This is a genomic window from Mycobacterium sp. NGS15, from assembly GCF_059813245.1.
In genome coordinates, this window is the sequence record NZ_JCALEF010000003.1 from 534,110 (window position 1) to 553,902 (window position 19,793).

The 19,793-nt window shown below is 64.3% G+C and carries 15 protein-coding genes; 7 read left to right on the forward strand and 8 right to left on the reverse strand.

Annotated elements, in window-relative coordinates; genetic code table 11:
• Window positions 1-77: 77 nt before the first annotated feature.
• Window positions 78-752: a (2Fe-2S)-binding protein gene (locus AC5Y5C_RS10285; protein ID WP_499971492.1), complete on the forward strand. Its 675-nt coding sequence runs from the start codon at window positions 78-80 to the stop codon at window positions 750-752.
• A 26-nt stretch (window positions 753-778) separates the two neighbouring features.
• On the opposite strand, the gene AC5Y5C_RS10290 is transcribed toward AC5Y5C_RS10285, so the two are convergent.
• Window positions 779-2,260, reverse strand: coding sequence for a flavin-containing monooxygenase (locus AC5Y5C_RS10290; RefSeq protein ID WP_499971494.1), 1,482 nt, complete (start codon window positions 2,258-2,260; stop codon window positions 779-781).
• Between the two features lie 215 nt (window positions 2,261-2,475).
• Window positions 2,476-3,132, reverse strand: a complete 657-nt coding sequence (locus AC5Y5C_RS10295) for a maleylpyruvate isomerase N-terminal domain-containing protein (protein ID WP_499971496.1) — start codon at window positions 3,130-3,132, stop codon at window positions 2,476-2,478.
• Between the two features lie 98 nt (window positions 3,133-3,230).
• On the opposite strand from AC5Y5C_RS10295, the gene AC5Y5C_RS10300 reads away from it, so the two are divergent.
• The 3 genes from AC5Y5C_RS10300 to AC5Y5C_RS10310 all read left to right on the forward strand — a co-directional run bounded on the left by AC5Y5C_RS10300 (window position 3,231) and on the right by AC5Y5C_RS10310 (window position 6,487).
• A complete protein-coding gene (locus AC5Y5C_RS10300) occupies window positions 3,231-3,713 on the forward strand; it encodes a hypothetical protein (RefSeq protein ID WP_499971498.1) in 483 nt (160 codons plus the stop codon).
• 159 nt (window positions 3,714-3,872) lie between these two features.
• Window positions 3,873-5,120: an MFS transporter gene (locus tag AC5Y5C_RS10305; RefSeq protein WP_499971872.1), complete on the forward strand. Its 1,248-nt coding sequence runs from the start codon at window positions 3,873-3,875 to the stop codon at window positions 5,118-5,120.
• On the forward strand, window positions 5,117-6,487 hold the full coding sequence (locus AC5Y5C_RS10310) for an LLM class flavin-dependent oxidoreductase (RefSeq protein WP_499971499.1): 1,371 nt from the start codon (window positions 5,117-5,119) through the stop codon (window positions 6,485-6,487). The genes AC5Y5C_RS10305 and AC5Y5C_RS10310 overlap by 4 nt, the downstream gene beginning before the upstream one ends.
• On the opposite strand, the gene AC5Y5C_RS10315 is transcribed toward AC5Y5C_RS10310, so the two are convergent.
• The 5 genes from AC5Y5C_RS10315 to AC5Y5C_RS10335 all read right to left on the reverse strand — a co-directional run bounded on the left by AC5Y5C_RS10315 (window position 6,476) and on the right by AC5Y5C_RS10335 (window position 15,553).
• Window positions 6,476-6,766, reverse strand: a complete 291-nt coding sequence (locus AC5Y5C_RS10315) for a hypothetical protein (protein ID WP_499971501.1) — start codon at window positions 6,764-6,766, stop codon at window positions 6,476-6,478. The two genes, AC5Y5C_RS10310 and AC5Y5C_RS10315, sit on opposite strands and share 12 nt — an antisense overlap.
• A 166-nt stretch (window positions 6,767-6,932) precedes the next feature.
• Window positions 6,933-7,769: a ChuX/HutX family heme-like substrate-binding protein gene (locus tag AC5Y5C_RS10320; RefSeq protein WP_499971503.1), complete on the reverse strand. Its 837-nt coding sequence runs from the start codon at window positions 7,767-7,769 to the stop codon at window positions 6,933-6,935.
• Window positions 7,759-9,501, reverse strand: a complete 1,743-nt coding sequence (locus AC5Y5C_RS10325; protein WP_499971504.1) for a diflavin oxidoreductase — start codon at window positions 9,499-9,501, stop codon at window positions 7,759-7,761. Before AC5Y5C_RS10325 ends, AC5Y5C_RS10320 begins: the two co-directional genes overlap by 11 nt.
• Before the next feature lie 7 nt (window positions 9,502-9,508).
• Window positions 9,509-14,935: a glutamate synthase-related protein gene (locus AC5Y5C_RS10330; RefSeq protein ID WP_499971875.1), complete on the reverse strand. Its 5,427-nt coding sequence runs from the start codon at window positions 14,933-14,935 to the stop codon at window positions 9,509-9,511.
• Window positions 14,936-15,220: 285 nt separating this feature from the next.
• On the reverse strand, window positions 15,221-15,553 hold the full coding sequence (locus AC5Y5C_RS10335) for a hemophore-related protein (RefSeq protein WP_499971506.1): 333 nt from the start codon (window positions 15,551-15,553) through the stop codon (window positions 15,221-15,223).
• Window positions 15,554-15,838: 285 nt separating this feature from the next.
• Between AC5Y5C_RS10335 and AC5Y5C_RS10340 the strand changes: the two genes are divergently transcribed.
• Entirely contained in the window at window positions 15,839-16,720 is an 882-nt protein-coding gene (locus AC5Y5C_RS10340; RefSeq protein WP_499971508.1) for a universal stress protein, read from the forward strand.
• A gap of 66 nt (window positions 16,721-16,786) precedes the next feature.
• Window positions 16,787-17,293 (forward strand): DUF1802 family protein, encoded by a 507-nt coding sequence (locus AC5Y5C_RS10345; RefSeq protein WP_499971878.1) that lies wholly within the window; start codon window positions 16,787-16,789, stop codon window positions 17,291-17,293.
• Here the strand turns inward: AC5Y5C_RS10345 and AC5Y5C_RS10350 are convergent.
• Window positions 17,263-18,042 carry a hypothetical protein gene (locus AC5Y5C_RS10350; protein WP_499971880.1) on the reverse strand — a complete coding sequence of 260 codons (780 nt, stop codon included), beginning with the start codon at window positions 18,040-18,042 and terminating at the stop codon, window positions 17,263-17,265. The genes AC5Y5C_RS10345 and AC5Y5C_RS10350 overlap by 31 nt on opposite strands.
• Window positions 18,043-18,172: 130 nt before the next feature.
• Here AC5Y5C_RS10350 and AC5Y5C_RS10355 point away from each other — a divergent pair, with 130 nt between their 5' ends.
• Complete coding sequence (locus AC5Y5C_RS10355; protein WP_499971509.1) at window positions 18,173-19,789, forward strand: diflavin oxidoreductase; 1,617 nt, start codon at window positions 18,173-18,175, stop codon at window positions 19,787-19,789.
• Window positions 19,790-19,793 lie beyond the last annotated feature (4 nt).

The following is a 19,793-nucleotide window of genomic DNA, read 5'->3' on the forward strand; positions in this document are numbered from 1 at the left end:
ATCAGTGGACGCAAACAACCTAATCCCAATGCCTCGCCTGCGCGTGATCTTGATCGTGCTGGTGGCATCATCGGCGTGTGGGCGTGGTTGAGCTATCGGCTTTTGGGCCCTTCTTCGCCGTCGAGACACATGACACGGGGGACACACCAAGGCCGCCGTGGCGGCCAGTGGCGGAGCTGACCGACGGATCGACCGCACTGGCGGACCGGCTCGATAGGGTCCGAAGCAGTCTCGCCGCGCGCACGGCGGCAGTACCCGCCGACATCGATCTGCGGGTAGCGGCCTCGGTGGCGCATCTGGGCCTCGTCGCGCGCATCCTCGCGCCAACCGTCGCCGCCGCAACCTGCGGTGAGCTGCGAATCTCGCAGGAATTGCACTCGTTGTGGTGGCAGGACCAATTGGGCGGCCCATTTTCGCTGTCGGTGGTCCTACGGACAGGGGAGTCCCATGCCCTTGCCGGGTCGGCCGTCGAATCGATAACTCAGGGAATGCTCGACCACACCGGCGTAAGCCACCGCGTCCTATGGGGAAATATCGGATCGGCCGTCAATAGCGCGGCGCGCCTCATCGCCTCATCACGACCCGAGCTGACGGATGCCGCGCGCCAAGCCGCCAACACATACCTTCGCGACCGGCGCATCGACGACGGCACCCTACGCGCGGGACCGGATTTCCGGCGGCGCAGCTGCTGCCTCATCTACCAGCTCACCGACGACCGTTCTGCGGTCTGCGGCGACTGTGTCCTCACCTAGCCAGAACCTAGTCAGGCCTGAACCGCCTACACCAGCTGATACGCCTCGAGCGGGAACGACTCCTGCTCCTTGTACGCGCTGGCCGTCGACGTCGGACGCAGCAGCGCCGCCTCACCGTGCTGATTGAAATAGTAGCTTCGTGCTGTCTGGCAACTGCCCAGGTAGAACACCGAACTGTCCAAATTGTGGTTCATGCGGTTCAGGAATTCGGTGTTGGCTTCTTCGGTGACCTCGAAGGTTTCCGCACCGGTGCGCGCCATCTCTCCGAAAAGCCGCTTCATGTGCCGCATCTGCGACTCGATGGTGTCGAAGTAGGACAAGCCGCTGTAGGAGTACGGGCCGTTGAGTGTCAACAGATTCGGGAACTTGGGCACAGCGATGCCCTCGAAGGCCTGGAAACGGTTGTCTCGCCAGAACTTTCCGAGGTTATAGTCCTCACGGCCGATCACCTCGAATGCCGGGAAGGCCGATTCCCACAGATTGAATCCGGTGGCCAGCACCAGGGTGTCGATGACCGTCTTGCGACCGTCGCTCGTGACGATGCCGTCGGGCTCGATGCGCTCGATCGATGCCGTTTCGAGACTGACGTTCTTCTTGGCGAACGCGCGAAAGTACGTGTTCGAGAACGTCGGCCGCTTGCAGCCGAAGTCGTAGTCGGGCGTCAGCTTGCGGCGCAGCTCGCGATCGCGCACCTGTGCGAACAAATGCGCCTTGGCCAGCATCGCAGCCCCATTGTTGGCCTGCCGGAACTGACGGAAGTGCAACACGCCGCCCACCATGATCACCTCGAGGATCGCCGAACCCACTGTGCGAGCGATCTTTTGGGTCCGCGGCACTCGGGCGAAGAGCTTCTTGATCACACCCGGAACCTTTGCGTCGGCCTTGGGTACCACCCAGATCGGGGTGCGCTGGTACACGGTGAGATGTTGCGCGTCCTTGGCCAGCTCGGGAATGAGCTGGACAGCGGTCGCGCCGGTGCCGATCAGACCAATCTTGTGACCCGCCGCACGGAAGCTGTTGTCCCACTTGGTGGTGTGGATGATCTTGCCCGCGAAGGATTCGATACCCTCGATATCGGGCATCTTCGGCTGCGACAGGTAGCCGGTGGCCGTGAGCAGGTACTTGCCGGTGACGGTATCGCCGGCTTCGGTGGTCACCACCCAGTGCTGCTCCTCCTCATCCCAGCGCGCACCCGATACCGGCGTGTTGAAGCGCATGTACTTGCGCAGATCGTGCTTCTCGGCCACGTGAGCGGCGTACTGCTTGAGCTCGGCGCCCGGCGCGAACAATCGCGACCAATACGGGTTCGGCTCGAATGAGTACGAATATGTTGCCGAAGGGATGTCGACGGCCAGACCGGGGTAGTGATTGACGTGCCAGGTGCCGCCAAGGTCGTCCTCGCGATCCAGTATCGCCAGATTGGTCAGGCCCAGCTCCTTGAGCTGAATCGCCGCACCCATCCCGCCGAAACCGGCCCCGACGATCACGGCGTCAAACTGCGTTGTCATGTCCCAATGCTAGCCGTGACTGCCGATAAATGGTTCGGCCGTCTAGATGTGCCCCACGCCACATGACACTAAGTTTACTGAATGATACGCCGTGTCTTACCGTGGATACGATGACGGGAGGAGCAACACCAAGGATCAGGCAATGCGCAGTTCAAAGCCGCGCATGGGCAAGGCGGCGAATACCGAGCACCCCAACGCGACGTCACGCCAGTGACTCATCCGAGGAAGACCGGAATCCTGCCCGCACCAGCGCTCAACGCGAAGGCCTGCGTAGGGGTCGGGGAGCGCCGTCCCGTCCCGATCAACAGCGCATCGATGTCCGACAGCGCCGCCGGAAACGCGTAGCCGGCTATCTGCTCCACCATCTGACGAGCACGCGCCAGCCCGGCAGCCGATGGGCCTCCCACATCGGTGAGATACGCGACAAGGTCGAGATGGTGCAGCGTCCACTCCAGGACGTAGGCGTCGAGGTAATCGCCCGCGGTGAGAATCTGCCCCTTCGTGGCCACCGGCCGGTCCGGGTCGGCGTACAACGCGGCACGTCCTGCCGCCGCGCCGAGATCGTCGAGATGGAAGGTGAGCAGACCGGGCTCCTGGTAGGCGGCGGCAAGCCGCACAATCAGCGCGTCCAGCGGATCATCCCCGGTAGGCGGTGCGTCCAGCATGCCCCAGTAGGTCACGGCGTTGTGTGTAGGTGTTTCGTCACTGGGCGTAGCGAGGGTAATCAGCACGTCCTGCGCGTCAATGATCAGATGGCAGACCAGATCGCGGACCAGCCAGCCGGTGCAGCCAGACGGCTGCACAAACGCCTCGTCCGGTAGGCCCGCCACTGCGGCGCGCAGAGCTGCCCAGGTGTGGGTAAACAGGTCCACGGCCGGAACCTAGCAGCACCGGCGCTAAGTGGCACGGAACTGCCGCGGCCCCGCATCCGACCTCTACTCTCAGAGATGTTCGGATTTGGGAGGCTTGAGTGAAGACACAGCGCCAGGACGTTGGGCTTGAGGACACACTTCGCGCGATCGAGCGCGGCGTGCTTGAGGACGTCTGGATGAGCAGGTCACGCCGCTGGACCGCACTATTGGCAACCATCATCCTGGGTGTGGCCGCAGCGAGCCGCTGGTCAAACCTCGGTGCCCAGGTCAGCCCGACGCTGCATGTTGACGCCGTGGTGCCCGGAACGTCGATCATGTTCCTGGCGGCGTGCGTTGTCTCGCTCATCGCCCTGCGGCGGGGACACTTCCGCTGGTGCTGTGCGGCGGCGTACACCGCCGCACTGAGCACGGTGACCAGTCTCGCCGCACTGTGGTGGCATCAGACCGCTGATGGGTCCGATCCGTTGGTGTGGACGCTGCTCGCTGCACTCGCCGCTGCGACCCTGACAGTGATCTGGCTCGCGACAATCCTTACCCCGCTGGAGGATTCGCAGCCCGATATGCGGACCGGCGGCTTCTAGCCCTGGCGCTGAAATCCCGCCGAGCGCAAAGGTACCGACCGGCCGCCGGGTAATACACCATGGCGTCGCGTGACTACCACCAGCGCGGCACCTGCCGTCCACATGGGCGGAACGGCTGACAACGGCGGTCCCGGCGCCCGTACCGTCGCGCTGAGTTGCATGGTCGGCACCACGATTGAGTGGTACGACTTCTACCTCTACGCGACGGCCGCAGCGCTCGTCCTCAGGCCGCTGTTCTTCCCGACCGTCTCATCAACCGCGGGCACCCTTGCCGCGTTCGCCACCTATGCCGCAGGTTTCGGTGCGCGCCCAATCGGGGCGGCGATCGCCGGGCATGTGGGAGACCGGGTGGGGCGTAAGGCCGTTCTTGTCGGCGCCCTGCTACTCATGGGCATCGCCACCGCAATCATCGGCGCCCTGCCGACCTATGCCGAGGTGGGGATTCTCGCACCGAGCGCGCTTGCGGCATTACGGGTACTGCAGGGCCTTGCTGCCGGAGCGGAATGGGGCGGGGCTGCCTTGCTGTCGGTGGAACACGCACCGGCCGGCCACCGGGGCCTGTTCGGCAGCTTCACCCAGTTGGGCTCGCCCGCGGGAATGCTCTTGGCCACCGCGGTATTCGGCCTTGCCCGCGCGTACACCGGGTCGGAGGCATTTCTTGCCTACGGCTGGCGCATCCCGTTCCTGAGCAGCGTCATCTTGGTAGTCATCGGCCTGGCGATCCGGCTACGGCTGAGTGACTCGGCGGTCTTCCGACACGTGCGTGAGCGCGGTGAGGTAGCGCGGCTCCCCGTGGTGGAAGTGATGCGCACTCAGCCTCGTAATGTGCTGCTCGCCACGGGCTTACGGCTATCTCAGATCGCGTTGTTCGTGCTGCTGACGACGTACTCGCTGACCTACCTACAGGACCTATTCGGGAAGGACAGTCAGGTTGGGTTGACTGCCGTCCTGATCGCCTCGGCAATCGGCATCCTGAGCACTCCTGCCTGGGCCGCACTCTCCGACAAGGTGGGCCGCCGGCCGCTCTATCTGTACGGAGCTGCAGTCGGCCCGGTGGCCTTGACGCTGTTCTTCGTGGCGGCCGCGAGCGGGTCGAAGGTCCTCGTCGTGCTCTCTATTGTGTTCGGCATCAATATCGTTCACGACGCCATGTACGGCCCACAGGCGGCGTGGTTCGCCGAATTGTTCGACACCCGCGTCCGGTACAGCGGCGCGTCCCTCGGGTACCAGATCGGTGCCGTGCTGTCCGGCGGGTTTGCTCCATTGATCGCTGCGGCGCTGCTGGCCGCGAATCACGGCAATCCCTGGCTCATCGTCATCTATTACCTGGTACTGGCGGCGCTCACGTTCGCCTCGGCACGCGCCGCGCGCGAGACCTACCGTGATCGGATCGGAGATTCCCCGTGAGCCGGATCTATCTCAATGCCTTCGATATGGCATGTGTCGGTCACCAGTCACCAGGCCTGTGGCGCCATCCCGAAGACCAGGGACACCGCTATCGCACACTGAGCTACTGGACCGATCTCGCCCGGGCGCTTGAGGCAGGTGGTTTCGATCTGCTGTTCCTCGCCGACGTGCTGGGCGCCTACGACGTCTACGGGGGTTCACGGGATGCCGCGGTGGTCGATGCCGCGCAATTCCCGGTCAACGACCCGACATTGGCAGTGTCGGCAATGGCGGCAGTCACCGAGACCCTCGGGTTTGGCATCACCCTGTCACTCACCTACGAACAGCCATACGCCCTGGCCCGCCGTCTCTCAACACTCGACCATCTCACCGAGGGCCGGGTGGCCTGGAACATCGTGACTTCCTATCTCGACAGTGCCGCAAGGAATTTAGGACTGGACTCACAGATACCGCACGATCAGCGTTACGACATCGCCGACGAGTACCTGCAGGTCTGTTACAAGCTCTGGGAGGGCTCGTGGGAGGACGATGCCGTGGTACGTGACCGCGTGCGCGGTATCTTCACCGACCCCGCCAAGGTTCACGACATCGAGCACCATGGCCGGTACTTCAGCGTTCCCGGGCCGTTCCTGTGCGAACCATCCGCACAGCGCACGCCGGTGCTGTTCCAGGCCGGAACCTCACCGCGGGGAGTGCAATTCGCGGCCGCGCATGCCGAAGCGGTATTCGTGTCGGGCCCGACACCCCAGGTGGTGCGCGGGCCGGTACGGGCGCTTCGCGAGGAAGCCGCCCGGCTGGGCCGTGACCCGCGGTCCATCAAGGTCTTCACGATGGTGACGCCAGTAGTTGCCGAGACCCATGACCTGGCGGTCGCCAAGTTGCGCGAGTACCGCCACTTCGTCAGTGCCACCGGCGCATTGGCATTGTTCGGCGGCTGGACCGGTGTCGACCTGGCCGAACTGGCCCCCGACGAGCCATTGCGTCATGTCGAGACCGACGCCAATCGTTCGGCGCTGGCCTCATTCACCAAGGACCCCAACCGAACGTGGACTACACGGGAACTCGCGCAGGAGATCGGGATAGGAGGGCGCGGCCCGGTTCTCGTCGGCTCGGCCTCCCAGATCGCCGACGAGCTGGAACGCTGGGTCGATGAGGCCGATATCGACGGGTTCAACATCGCGTACGTGACCACACCCGGGACCTTCGTCGATGTCGCCCGCTTCGTCATACCTGAGCTACGCCGTCGTGGCCGGGTACCACATCGACGGGAAAGGCGCACACTGCGTGAACATCTCGGTGGCCACGGGCCGCACCTGGCCAGCAGCCACCCGGGCACGTCGTACCGGCGGGCGGAGCTACCCGGCTGACAGGGTCGAGTGGTCGCCGAATCGATCGCTGAGCGCCCCGATCAGCTGATCAAGGGCCGCCAGTTCCGCGCGCTTGGCGCCGACGAGCCGGTGCAGGCGCGAGAGGCTGGATGGCTTGCCGCTCTGTCTTCTTCGCTCCAAGGAGGCCATATGGTCGTCCAATTCTCGCCGTGCCACCGAACGCAGCTCGCCGAGGACATCCTGGTAGTACTGCGCCTGCCGCAGGTCCGCGCTCCGACCTGGCAGAATCGGATCGCCGATCTTGGCCAGGCTGCTCACGGTTCACGGCCCATGTTGCACACTCCTGGTGTCGCTCTCATGCGCACACGCTAGGCCAGCACAATTTCCCGGACGCTGCCCCCAATTCACCGGGACATCTCAATCTGTTCACACGCCACCGGCCGCCCGCTGTGAGCAGAACGTCAAAACACCCGCCCGGCGCCGATCACAGGCCGTCAGGCAGTGAGGCGACCATGTGCTCCCATGCCTGGTGCAGTCGGTCCGTGATCGGTCCGGTCTGCGTAATGACGGTGACACAACGATGGCTCTGGTCGTACAGCTCCACCGAGGAGGTCGGCCCCTGGGTGCCGTACGCCTGCGTCACCCAGCTTTCCGCGATGAATACCGGATCCATGGCGTACCGCGAGGCACCGAAGATGACGGCGATGTGCGCACCAGCCTGCTCGACCATCGCGGCGTGGCCGCGGTGCAGCTGGACACAGCCGCCACCGGGAACCGCAACGGTGAATGGCATGTCCACATCTACGAGGTGGGCCAGGAGATAGGGAATAACCCCGGGATCGATCGTGCGGGCGCCGGTAAAGGGCAGCACCTGGTACCGGCCGGGGGTGAGCGCGTCGAGATGGGTCAGCTGATCGGTGTCACGCCAGCTGACCTCGGACCAGTCGGTGACGGAGAACGCTTCCGGATCCGCCGCCGGCGCCAGTTCGAGGGCACTGACTGTCAGCCGGTCCGAGAGCGGCGTGAGATACGCACGGTGGGTACCCGTGTCGCCGGCTATCGTCAGCCCACGCGGAGCCAGGAACGCGTCACGGACAAGGGCCGGATTCAGCCGGAGTGCAACGTATTCCTCATCGCAGCTGAGTGCATCGCCCGGAAACGAGGGTTCAAGGTACTCGCCGGTGTGGCTCAGCAGGGCGGCATCGTTCGCGGTGACCGCGACCACCGTGCCGAGAGCGGGGAGCGCTTCGGCGATTGCCCTGGGCCCCGCCATGATTCGCCGGGCGGGGCACTGCTCGCAACGCCTGCCGTCAGTACACATCGCGGACGTACCGCTTTTCCCGCTTGAGGGTGTTGACGTACTCGGAGGCCTCGTCGGGGCTTAGGTTGCCATGCTCGCCGACGATCTCGTGCAGTGCCTTGTCCACATCCTTGGCCATGCGGGTGGCATCGCCGCAGACATAGAAGTGCCCACCGTCTTGGAGCCACGCGAAGAGATCCCGGCCATGCTCGCGCATCCGCGTCTGTACATAGACCTTCTGCGTTTGGTCGCGGGAGAAGGCGAGGTCAAGGCGGTTAAGGAGGCCGGAGGCATGCCAGCCGTCGAGCTCGGTCTCGTAGATGTAGTCGTGGTCCCGGTGCTGGTCACCGAAGAACAGCCAGTTACGGCCAGGGGCACCACGGTGTTCACGTTCTTGCAGGAACGCCCGGAACGGCGCCACGCCGGTGCCGGGACCGACCATGATCATCGGAGCGTCATCGTCGCTGGGCACCCGGAATGACTTATTGGGCTGCAAGAAGATTCGGGCACTGCTGCCGCGGTCGGCCAGGAAGGTGGAACACACCCCGCCGCGCTCACGGCCCAGGCTCTGGTAGCGGACGCTGGCCACCGTCAAATGGATACGGTCGGGATGAGCCAGCGCGCTGGAAGAAATCGAGTAGGCGCGGTGCGGCAGCGGCTTGAGGAGTCCGACGAACTCCTCAAGGCTCAGCGCATCGCCGCCGATACGAAGGATGTCCAGGATGTCCTTGCCGTACAGCCAGGCGTCCAGTACCTCCTTCACCCCGCCGCGCAATGCATGTGAGAACTCCTCGCTCTCCGCACGGCTCTCGACCTCGCTCAACAGGTCCCGGGACGGGGTGCTGATCTCGTACCGGGTGCCCAGCAGCTCACCCAACGGCTCACCATCGACAAGCGTGCCGACCGAGACACGGAAGTGATCGGCGATCGCCTCCACGAGTGCCGGGTCGTTCTCCGGGATGACCGCCAGGGCATCGCCGGCCTCGTACGCGATTCCGCTGTCGGCGAGAGCGAACTCGTAGTGCCGAATCTCCTTGTCCGAACCCGCCCCTGAGAGCAGCCGGTTGACGCGTACCTCCGCCGAGAACGGGTTCTTGCGGGTCCACCCGGATCGCGCCGCGATGCTCGGCGGGGGAGTACCGGGACCGCCGCTGGCGCCGGCCAAGGTGGCCAGGCTCCCCACGGCCCCCTGGACCCATTCCGCGGCCTGCATCTCGTAGTCGATATCGCAGTCGGTGCGCCCCACCACCCGGCTTGCGCCGAGCTGTTCGAGCCGGGTGTCGATGAGCTTGCCCGCCTGGCAGAAGCCGTCATAGCCGGTATCGCCGAGCGCGAGCACTCCGTAGGACACCCCCTCGAGTCGCGGCGCCAGTGTCGAAGACAGTGCATCCCAGAACAATTCGGCATTGTCGGGCATCTCGCCCTCGCCGTAGGTGGACGTGACGATGAGGACGTACTTCAGCCCGGCGAACTCGTCGAGTGCTATTTCGTCGAGTCCGCTGACCGTGACGTCAAACCCCTGCGCCTTGGCGGCCGCCGCGATGTCACCCGCCACGCCCTCGGCGTTGCCGGTCTGCGTCCCGTACAAGACCCGCAGCGGCGGGCGCGGAGCTGCCAGGTCTGCGGTGGCCACCGGGGGCGGCGCTGACAGGTTCATGGCGAGACGGGAATGCAGCCCCGCCAGGAAGCCCGAGAGCCAGGCGCGCTGGTCCTCGTTGAATGGGGCGTCTTCGGGAATGTAGGCGATCTTCATGGCTTCTTCACGTGGTCTGGAGGGACGGTCCGGAGAGGGCGACAACGGGCAACGCTTGATGCGCGAACAGCTCTTCGAAGGAAGGCAGGCGGCCGATCTTGTCCAGGTTCTTGGCGCTCTGGAAAAGGATCCAGCCGTAGGTGCCGGGGCTGTCCATCGACAGGACGTTGCGCTGGTTCAGTGCGTCCTTGTAGTCGGTGAGGCGCTTGTCCGCGATGAGCACGGCCAGGTCCTCGTCGCTGTACCCGTCGATTGCTTCCCGTGCATATTTCTGGAGCTTTTGGATCAGGAAAAAGTCCTCGGTAAGCACGAGATTGCGCACCGCCTTGTCGATCCGCGGATCCGTCACGGCCGTGATGTTCGGCATTCTCGATAACGCGAGCTGTTGTGCCATGTTCAGCACCGTGTAGGTGTTGAGCAGCGCGTACATGCCCTCGGTATCGGTGTCGCCATAGGCGGGCACCGTTCCGCCGAGGACATCGCGCCGGTCGCGGTAAGACCGCTTCAACTTATGCACCTGGTAGCCGGCCAGGGCGGCGGTGAGCTCGTCCAGCAGCTCTTTGCGTGTCTTACCGTGCAGAATGGCGTCGGAATCCTGGTATTGCAGCAGAGCCCGCGACATCGTGTAGACCAGGTGCTCGCGGGTGGTCTGCCAATCATCAAGCAAGGCTTGGCCTCTGGCCGATCCGGTAGCCGATACATGCCACTCGAGCAGGATGCGTGCGGCAGCCTCGTGGAATGGCGCATCGGTGACCGGCAGCACCAGCACCGAGTCGGTGCTCACCTTCGACGGCAGTTCGCCCTGTGGGTCGTACTGATACAGGAAGCCGCCACTCATCCCGTTCGCGACGCCCTTGCCGAAGCCACCGATGTTGAGAACAGCGCCGTTCGTCATGTATTCGCAAAGGAATTCGCCGACGCCTTCGACCACTGCGGTGGCACCCGAATTCCGAACGGCAAAGCGGTCCCCGGCCTGGCCCTCGACAAAGAGTCGACCGCCGGAGGCTCCGAAGAGTGCGAAGTTACCGATGAGAACATTGCCTCCGGGAGCATCCGAACCGCCGCCGGGTGAGCGCACCGTGATCGTGCCGCCACAAGCGCTCTTACCGACACCGTCGTTACAGGTGCCCGTATGCGTCAGCACCATGCCGTCGTTACAGAAGACGCCGTAGCTCTGGCCGGCCGAACCGGTGGTAGTGATGGTGATGCTCTCCGGTAGCAGATAACGGCGGCCGCGCTCGTCCGCGGCGACCGCCGATCCGTGCGCCCCCTGGTAGTTGAGCATCCGCTCGATGTCGATCGCGAGCTGCCCGCCGACGCTCTTGTTCTGGTTGGTCAACTCCATGGGCGGCAGTACCGCGCCGTCAAGATCGAGCTGGGCGGCGAAAGCGTCATCCACCGAGTAATCCTTCTCCATGTACACCGGATTCTCGACCACGAATTCCTCTACCACCGCAAGCATTCGGCGCAGATCAAGGGTGCCGATGCTCGAGGGATGATCCAGCAGATGCAGCAGGTCGCTGCGCCCACGCGCTTCGCGCAGCGACCGCAAGCCGAGCGCCGCCAGGATCTCCCGCACCTCGTGCGCGATGTTCAGCAGATACTGCGCGAGTGCACGCGGGTCACCTTCGAACACCTCGGCATTGGTCGTCAGGCCGGCGGGGCACTTGATATTGCAGTTCTTTGCCATGACGCACTTGAGCATCATCAGCGCAGTGGTTCCGAACTCGAAGCTGTCCGCGCCCAGCAGCGCCGACTTGATGACGTCGCTGGCGGTCTGGTGCGCACCCGAGCAGCGCAGCACCACTTTCTGTCGGATTCCGTTGGCGCAGAGCGCCTGATGCACCTCTGCCACACCGATCTCGGCGGACCGACCCGCGTACTTGAGGCTCGTTACGGCCGCCGCACCCGTGCCGCCGGTGTTCCCGGCGACGTTGATGACGTCGGCGCCGGCCTTGGCGACACCCACCGCGATCGTGCCTATGCCCTCCGAGGACACCAGCTTCACGATCACCCGGACACGCGCGGCCTTGCAATCGTGGATGAGCTGGGCAAGGTCCTCGATCGAGTACGTGTCGTGATGAGGTGGGGGAGAGACGAGTTCAACGCCAGGGGTGCCGCCGCGGGCGGCCGCGATCTGCACCGTCACCTTGGGCGCCGGGAGCTGCCCGCCCTCCCCGGGTTTGGCGCCCTGACCGATCTTGATCTCCAACTCCCGCAGCATCGGGTCGGCGAGGTAACCCGCCCACACCCCGAAGCGGCCCGAGGCGAACTGCTTGATGCGAGAGCCACGGATGGTTCCGTAACGGCTGATGTGCTCGCCGCCCTCGCCGCAGTTCGACAGGCCGCCAACCAGGTTGGTGCCGTGTGCCACCGCCTCATGCGCGGGAGCAACCAATGCGCCGTGGCTCATGGCTCCCGACGTCAGCGTGGGCGTGATCTCGCTGGCCGGCTGCACCGAGGACAAGGGAATCGAATCCGGCGCCGTCCTGATCTTCGTCAGGTAGATCGCCGCCTGACCTGTCGCACGCACTCGCAGCTCGTCCCCGACGATCTCCTGGCCGGTGATGTCGCCACCGAACCGCACGCGCAGCGAGGCCGCCAGCGCCGCCAGCCGTTCGTGGGTGTGCGAGAGCCGCAGCACGAACTCACCGTCCGTGTGCCGGCAGGACAGGCCGCGCACCTGAAAGTCGTTGTTCCCAAACCGCGCGAATTGCCCCATTTCCCTGCGGAACTCGTTGGCCGTACGCGCAAAGTTGACATCAGCGGGCAGGGCCAGCACGTCACGAAGCGCGGCCGGGCGCCGGGTTCGTTCTGTGTTCATTGCCCGGACGAAGTGCCGGTATCCGGGTGTGATGTCGAAACTGTCGACGGCACGTGCGGGCAGCTCGTCAAAGCTGTTGTTGCGGTATGCACCGTCGTCAAGGCCGAACGCACCCTCGAGCTGGTGCAATGGCAGCAGCCGCAAGTAGGTCGGGTCGGCCATGTCGGGGTTCTCCGGGCGCGCGTCGTCCCCGAACGAGATCTCTTCCTCGGTCATGTCCACGAACCCGCGCACGGCAGTTGTCCCGTACGAGTGGCCCGCTCCTTCGGCCCGCTCCTTGAACAGCCCCAGGAGCGGAACGTCCTTCTCACCGGTAACCGCCAGTGCCCGCGCATGCCAGTCGGCGACGGCAGCCGCCAGCGTCGAGAATCCGACACCGGCAACCGGTGACGTCACATTGGGAAAGTACTTGTGCAACACCGGGTCCGACGTGTCCAGGTAATTCGGTTCGAAGAACTCGCCGCCGATGTAGCTCTCGACGGTACAGAGACCGACCCGGCCCATCGTCTTCATCAGCGATTTCTCGGCTGCCTTGGCGAAATGCTTGAATGCCTTCACCGCGTCGTCTACGTCGGGGCCGTACTTTTCCTCGGCCCGCATCTGCACCGCGAGTGGATATACCGCCGAAGCGCCGAAGCCCAGCACGGCGGCCACGTGGTGCGAGGAGCACAGTTGCCCGCTCTCGGCGATCAGCGAAACGCGCAGCCGTAGACCTTCCTCGATCAGTCGCTGATTGATGGCGGAGATCACGATGATGAGAGGCATCGCGGCGCGGTCACTGGAGACATGACGATCGGTGATCACCGCGATACCGCCGGTCTCCCGAGCGAATTCCTCTACCGCATCACATAATTCATCGATCGCCTGCACGATCCGTTGGGCGTTCGACTCAGGGTCGTGCAGCTCTACCCGGTAGCGCATCCCGAAACGCCGCACCGGGGTGCCCCGTTGCTCACGGATCTTGAGCATGTCGAGATGGGTCAGAATGGGGGACGGGACCACGATCTGCGGCGCGGATTGTGCCCCGCTGTTGGGTTTCGCGCCGAGCGCCACACGCAAGGTCATTCCGTCCGCCTCGCGGATGGAATCCAGCGGCGGGTTGGTCACCTGAGCGAATCGCTGCGAGAAGTACTTCGCAACGCCGCCCTCCTGATTGGAGAGCGCGTTGATGGCTGCGCCGTACCCCATCGCGGAGATCTTCTCCTGACCGGTGGCCAGCATCGGATCCATCAGGAACTTGAAGCTTTCCTGGTTGAGCGAGTACGCCACGTACCGCTGGTGACGGTCGAGGTCGCCGTCGTACCGTGCCGGCGAACCCTGACCCAGCGGGGGCACATGGGGCAGATCCGCGATGTTGACGCGGGCCTGCGCCAGCATCGTGGGATAATCATGGCGCGCAGCAAGCTTTTCCAGCGCTTCAATGGTGCCGTAAGACCGACGCTCGGCGTGGTCGTAGTAGAGCATGCCGCCGGCCTCGATACGACCGCGCTCAAGCACCGTGTCCGGGTCGAAGTAGATCTGCCCGGCCTCCGACATCACCCCCAGATACTCGGCCGTCTCGACCGTACGCAGCGGCCGAAGGCCCAACCGGTCCAGGCGCGCACCGATAATGGTGCCGTCTCCGAAGATCAGCGCGGCCGGGCCGTCGTTCTTTTCCTCGTAGAGGCTGAAGTACTCCAGCATGGCTGTCACCCCGGGCGAGAGAGTTGTGTCGTTCTCCCACGCCGGCGGCATCATCGCGACGACGGCGGTCACGAGGTCGAGGTCATCCTCGAGCACACGGCTCTGCAGGGTCTGGTCCAGCCGGCAGCTGTCCGATTGGCCCACCGGGCGAATGATCGCTCGATTACGAGCACGCGCCATCGCGTTCTCGGACAGGCGATTCTTCTTGTCGGTGTTGAGCTCACCGTTATGCGCCATCAACCGGAATGGCTGAGCCATGGTGGCATTCGGTGCCGTGTTTGTCGAGAATCGCGTGTGGAAGAACATCGAGTGCACTTCCATGCGCGGATCGGACAGATCACTGAAATACGGCACCACCTCATTCGAGTTGAGGCGCCCCTTGAGTACCTGGGTCTGCGTGCTCAGCGAGAGTGGGTACAGCCCTAGCAATTCCGGGCGCGTGTAGCCGATGGCTTCGATCGCCATCAGCGCCTCATGAGTGTTGCGCTCGGAGTCGGAGAGAAAAACCCACTGCCGTATCGGCAGCTGATAGGCGACGGCTGCCGGGCGGACGGCCGCATTATTCACCGGCACATCACGTTTGAGCAGGATCGTGAATCCCTGAGCGAGCAGTGCCTTTTCGATGACCGCTTCGGCCTCGGTATGGAATGCCGGGTCATTGGGGAGAAAGAAGTTGCCCACGCCGAATTGGCCCGGCTGCAGATCCGGATTGCTTGTCAGTTCGGAGAAGAAACGCAACGACAGATCCATGTTGACACCGGCTCCGTCACCGACACCCTCGGAGGACATTCCACCGCGGTGCGGGACGGCACAGAGTGCCTCGTGGAGCATACGCACGACATCGTGTGTCTGGATGCCGTCCTTGCGGGTCAGGAAGCCGACACCGCAGCTATTTTTCTCCTGGCTCTGGTCATACAGCCCGTTCAGCCGATTCTCCTCACCCAGCGCCGCGCACGGCGTATCCAGCGTGTGACGTTGGGTCTCTCGTTCGTTGAGCGAACCCGCCCTGACCAGCGCTCCGCATGGTCACGACCCGACAGACGCCGGTTCCGGCATCCTGGAGTCAGTTAAACCAAGCCTAGCCTAAGTCGATGAGGTCTGATAGCCAGCGGGATATACGTCACACCGCAGCACCAGCCTTAACAAGCGGCCGACGCATCAATGGACCGGCCACCCATCACCATTATGAGGTAGCGGCCGGGAAATCGCCGATCAGTAGTTATTGCAGGAGCTGGCGACCTGGTTGATCAGGACGGTGTACTCCTGAACGGCCGGCATACCGCGCACCTCGTTGACCATCTGCTGCCGCTTCGCTCGCGGTGAGGCCACGAACTGCTGCAGCCATGCGCCGGCGATCGGATTCGCGTTCACCTGCTGTGCCGCCGCCGGGGACTGCTCGTTGAGCGCCGCCATGATCTGAGGGTAGCTACACGTGGTGTTGACAATGGCCGTCACATCCGGGTCGGCGGAAGCGATTCCACCGCCCGCAACCAGCGACAATGCCACCGCGCCAGAACCAACAATCAACTTCGCCGTCAAGGGCATTCTCGTCTACCTTCCGCCAGTTCCCCCGACGTCCATATCGACTGCGGGCGAGATTCCGTTACGCATAACGCTAGCAGGATCGTCAGAGTCCTTAGTCATGCTATCTACCGCCCATGCGCTCCAAATGGGAGCTCTGCCAACACGAATGACACGCATATGACGTGATACAGCACACGTTGTACGGGCGAAAGTCACTGTGAATGGGGATTTTGGCCCCTGGGAGCCACGGCCGACCGTCCATAGTGTCGGTGGTGGAAGCAATCGTCCTACCGCATCGGAGGAGCCATGGCCACCACACCCCGCCCGCACATTCTGGTGGGTGTCGACGGATCGACATCGGCTCTACACGCGCTCACATGGGCGAGTGCCGAGGCCGAGCGGCGAAACCTGCCGCTGACGCTGGTCCATGCCATCGACCACAGCAGCTTCGGTCAGGGCTACAACCTAGGAGCGTCAGCGAGCTTCTTCGATCACCTGGACACCGATGGCGCCGAGTTCCTCAGCCAGGCCAAGGACCACGTCTATGCGCTGCACCCGAAGGTTGAGGTGTCCACGGTCAAGGCGACCGGCAAGCCCGTCACGATCCTCGTCGAGCTGTCCAGAACTGCCGTCCTAACAGTGCTCGGCTCGAGCGGACTCGGCGGATTCACCGGGATGATGGCCGGCTCGGTGTCGGTGACGCTGACGGCAAAGGGACATAGCCCGGTTGTTGTCGTCAGGACAGCGGCAGGGCCGGCGGGGCCGGTTGTCGTGGGCGTGGCCGACTCTGATTCGAGCGACGGCGCGATCGCCTGGGCCTTCGAGGAGGCCGCCATGCGAGATGCCGAACTGGTGGCGGTACATGTCTGGAACAACATTCCCCCGGGATACGTGTACGCCTATACGGCGTGGAGCTCGATGGATTCGGCCACGGAGGAACGGCGCCAGGAACAAATCCTCGCCGAGCGGCTGCGTGGCTGGCAGGAGAAATACCCGGATGTGCCGGTCCGGCGCGTTGTCGCGGTGGGACATCCCGCCGACGTCTTACTCAAGACGGCCGAGGGTGCACAGTTGCTTGTCGCAGGAAGCCGCGGCCGCGGTGATGTCGCGGGCTTCTTCCTCGGATCCACCAGCCATGCACTGATACACAAGGCCACCTGCCCGGTGTTGGTGACGTCGCGGCCGTAGTCTCGCAATGTGACCGAGGTCCCGAGCCAGCTCGCCCTGAAGGAGTGGAGCGCCGCGATTCACGGCATGCTCGATGGCCGCCAGACGATTCTGCTGCGCAAGGGCGGAATCCACGAGAAGCGTTTCAGACTCGCTGATTCCCGGTTCCTGCTCTTCCCGACGGCGGTGCACGGCCATCGCGAGCGAGTGCGGCCAGAACATCACGAGGTGCTAGCCCGCGCCGCCGCCGACAGCACCGAAACACACGTCGTGGTGCGGGCCGGCGCGGAGGTCGTCGCCGCGGTCGAGGTCAACCGACCAGACGCGCTCGAAGACATTGCTGCACTACATATCTGGACAATGGAGTCAATTCGCACGGACCGCGTGGATTTTCGACCCAAGCACCGCCTCACGGCCTTGGTCGTGCGGGCGTACCCCTTGGTCACGCCGGTGCGAATTCTCCGCAGTGACGAACATGGCGGGTGCGCCAGCTGGGTTCCGCTGACGATCGACCCGCAATGGGGAGAGCCGGTGCACAAGGAATCAACACTCGCCGAGATCGCTCAGCGGGTCCGCGACTCTGTAGGTGACTGAGGAAGCTCGGGCGTTGGCGTGCCGCCAATCGCGTCGAGCCACCGCCGACGTACGGGGCCCCACCGGCGGTCGAATGCCGCGGCACGCTGCCGCGCTCGCGAAAGTTTGTCCGCCGAGTAGTGCCACCGCGCCCACGGGGATGTCGGACGGGCCAGACGAACCGCAGACCACCAGGCGACGGGAGCGATGAAGATCCCGATCATCGCGGTGGGGTACTTGCCCTTGAGCGCGGTAACAGCCACCAGCGCAAGATGGATCAGCAGCGTCAGTACCGCGGCCCCGCGAGCGATCGCGATGACACCTGCCAGGCCGTCCACATTCAGCGGCGACACACCGACCGCGGCCAGACCGATACACGCGGTGGCGAGCGTGACCATGTCCACCGATAACTGTCCCTCGTTGGACCAGTAGACGTCCTCCAGGTGGAAGATCATCGCGAACTCGTCGAGCACCAACGATGCGCCGGCCCCCACCACAAGGGCCGCCACGTACGTCCACACCGACAGCGGCGGAGACCCGAGCGCCGTGAAACCACCGACGATCAGCAACACCACACCCGGCACCGAATGATGGATGTGCACACCGCCACCGGAAATGTTGTGAAAAGGCCCCTTCCCGTCGCGGATGAGCCGCGTGATGGTGCGTGTCGCAACGAACGTCACCACGAAGGCGACGAAGCCAAGCAGCAGAGGACCTTTGTAGCCGTCCACCACGTCGTAGTGCCACCAGAAATTGAGCCAGGCCGCGATCGGATGCTAGCGGGTTAGCGGGTCCACGCAGGGAAAAGAGGGGGGAGATCCCCACAGCTTCCCTCGTCAAAGTAAGGTCGCCCTTACCCAGCGCTGGGACCAGCCCCGCGCTCGCGAGCGAGGGAGTGCAGTGACCGCCCAGCCGGACTTCTCGTTGATCGTCGGCTACGGCACAGATATGGGCAATGCCGAGGACGCTGCCATGTCGTTCTCCGAAGCCCTGGAAGAGGCCACCGGCATCAAGTCGGAGGCGATCGAACTCAACCAGGTCGATGTCGCGGATCTGCAAACGGCATCGCACTTCATTGTCGTGGTGTCGACATTCGGCGACGGTGAATTTCCCGATAACGCGCTGCTGTTCTGGGAGGCACTCAGCGCCGAGGCCGCCGATCGGCTGGAACATCTGAATTTCTCCGTGCTCGCGCTCGGCGACAGTAGCTACGAATTCTTCTGCAACGCGGGCCTGCTCCTCGACCAGCGCCTGGAGGCTCTGGGCGCAGCCCGGCTGACCGAACGCGTCGATATCGACGGGCCCTATCTCCAGCCGTCGAAGGAGTGGACCACCGATCTCGTCAAGCGTCTGTCGGCCGGCGTCACCAATGCCACCGCAACGCCTGTGGCGACGGAGGCGCCCGCGCCACCCAAGCGTGATCGCAACGAGCCCGTCGAGGCACGACTGCTTGTCAACCGTCTGCTCACCACCAGCGAATCCGGCAAAGAGGTGCGCCATTACGAGGTGGACCTCGCCGGCTCCGGAATCTCCTATGAGGCAGGCGATTCGATTGCCGTACACGCCACCAACGATCCCGCGCTCGTCGAGGCAATACTCGCCGAGCTGGGTATCGGGGCCGATCATCGGGTGTCTGGTCACGATGAACCGCTCGCCGAACTGCTGTCCCATCACTTCGAGATCCGCACCCCCTCACGAACCCTCCGCGCATTGGTCGCCACCCGAACGGACAACACGGAGGCGGTCGCCGCGCTCGGTGGCGACGCCATTCCCGCACCGGGTTCCTGGTTATATGGCAAGGATGTGCTCGACCTGATCAAGTTGGGGCAGTTGACCGTTGACGAGCTAGTCGACAACCTGCGCCCGCTTCAGTTCCGTGACTACTCCATCGCATCGAGCCCCGCCGTGCACCCCGACACCGTGCACCTAACCGTGGCGACCATCCGATACGCCGATGACGATCGCATCTATGGCGGTGTGGCATCGACATTTCTCGCCGACCGCGGGCCGACAATGCGGGTACATCTGCGGCCCAACCACACCTTCCGGCTGCCGGCGGCCGACGTGCCGATCATCATGATCGGGCCGGGAACCGGGATCGCACCGTTCCGCGGCTTCCTCCAGGAGCGTCAGGCCGCGGGCGCGTCGGGGCGTTCGTGGCTGTTCTTCGGGGACCGACGCCGTGCCACCAGTTTCCTTTACGGCGACGAGCTTCAGGGCTTCGTCGATTCGGGTGTATTGACGCGGCTCGACCTCGCATTCTCACGCGACGGCGCCGACGGCGAACCGAAACAGTATGTCCAGCATCGCATGCTGGAGAACGAGGCGGAGCTGTTCGCCTGGCTGCAGGACGGCGCATACGTGTATGTGTGCGGCGATGCCGAGAACATGGCCAAGGACGTCGACGCGACGCTGCACGAGATCGTGGCCCGCTGCGGCGGAATGGATGCCGCCGCAGCGCACGCGTACGTCAATGACCTCATCAAGAGCCATCGCTACGTGCGCGACGTCTACTGACTGC

Bases quoted from the DNA above. Each gene is read 5' to 3' on its own strand.
- AC5Y5C_RS10290 (WP_499971494.1), bottom strand. From the start codon at position 2,260: ATGACAACGCAGTTTGACGCCGTGATCGTCGGGGCCGGTTTCGGCGGG.
- AC5Y5C_RS10305 (WP_499971872.1), top strand. From the start codon at position 3,873: ATGGTCGGCACCACGATTGAGTGGTACGACTTCTACCTCTACGCGACG.
- AC5Y5C_RS10320 (WP_499971503.1), bottom strand. From the start codon at position 7,769: ATGTGTACTGACGGCAGGCGTTGCGAGCAGTGCCCCGCCCGGCGAATC.
- AC5Y5C_RS10325 (WP_499971504.1), bottom strand. From the start codon at position 9,501: ATGAAGATCGCCTACATTCCCGAAGACGCCCCATTCAACGAGGACCAG.
- AC5Y5C_RS10335 (WP_499971506.1), bottom strand. From the start codon at position 15,553: ATGCCCTTGACGGCGAAGTTGATTGTTGGTTCTGGCGCGGTGGCATTG.
- AC5Y5C_RS10340 (WP_499971508.1), top strand. From the start codon at position 15,839: ATGGCCACCACACCCCGCCCGCACATTCTGGTGGGTGTCGACGGATCG.
- AC5Y5C_RS10345 (WP_499971878.1), top strand. From the start codon at position 16,787: ATGCTCGATGGCCGCCAGACGATTCTGCTGCGCAAGGGCGGAATCCAC.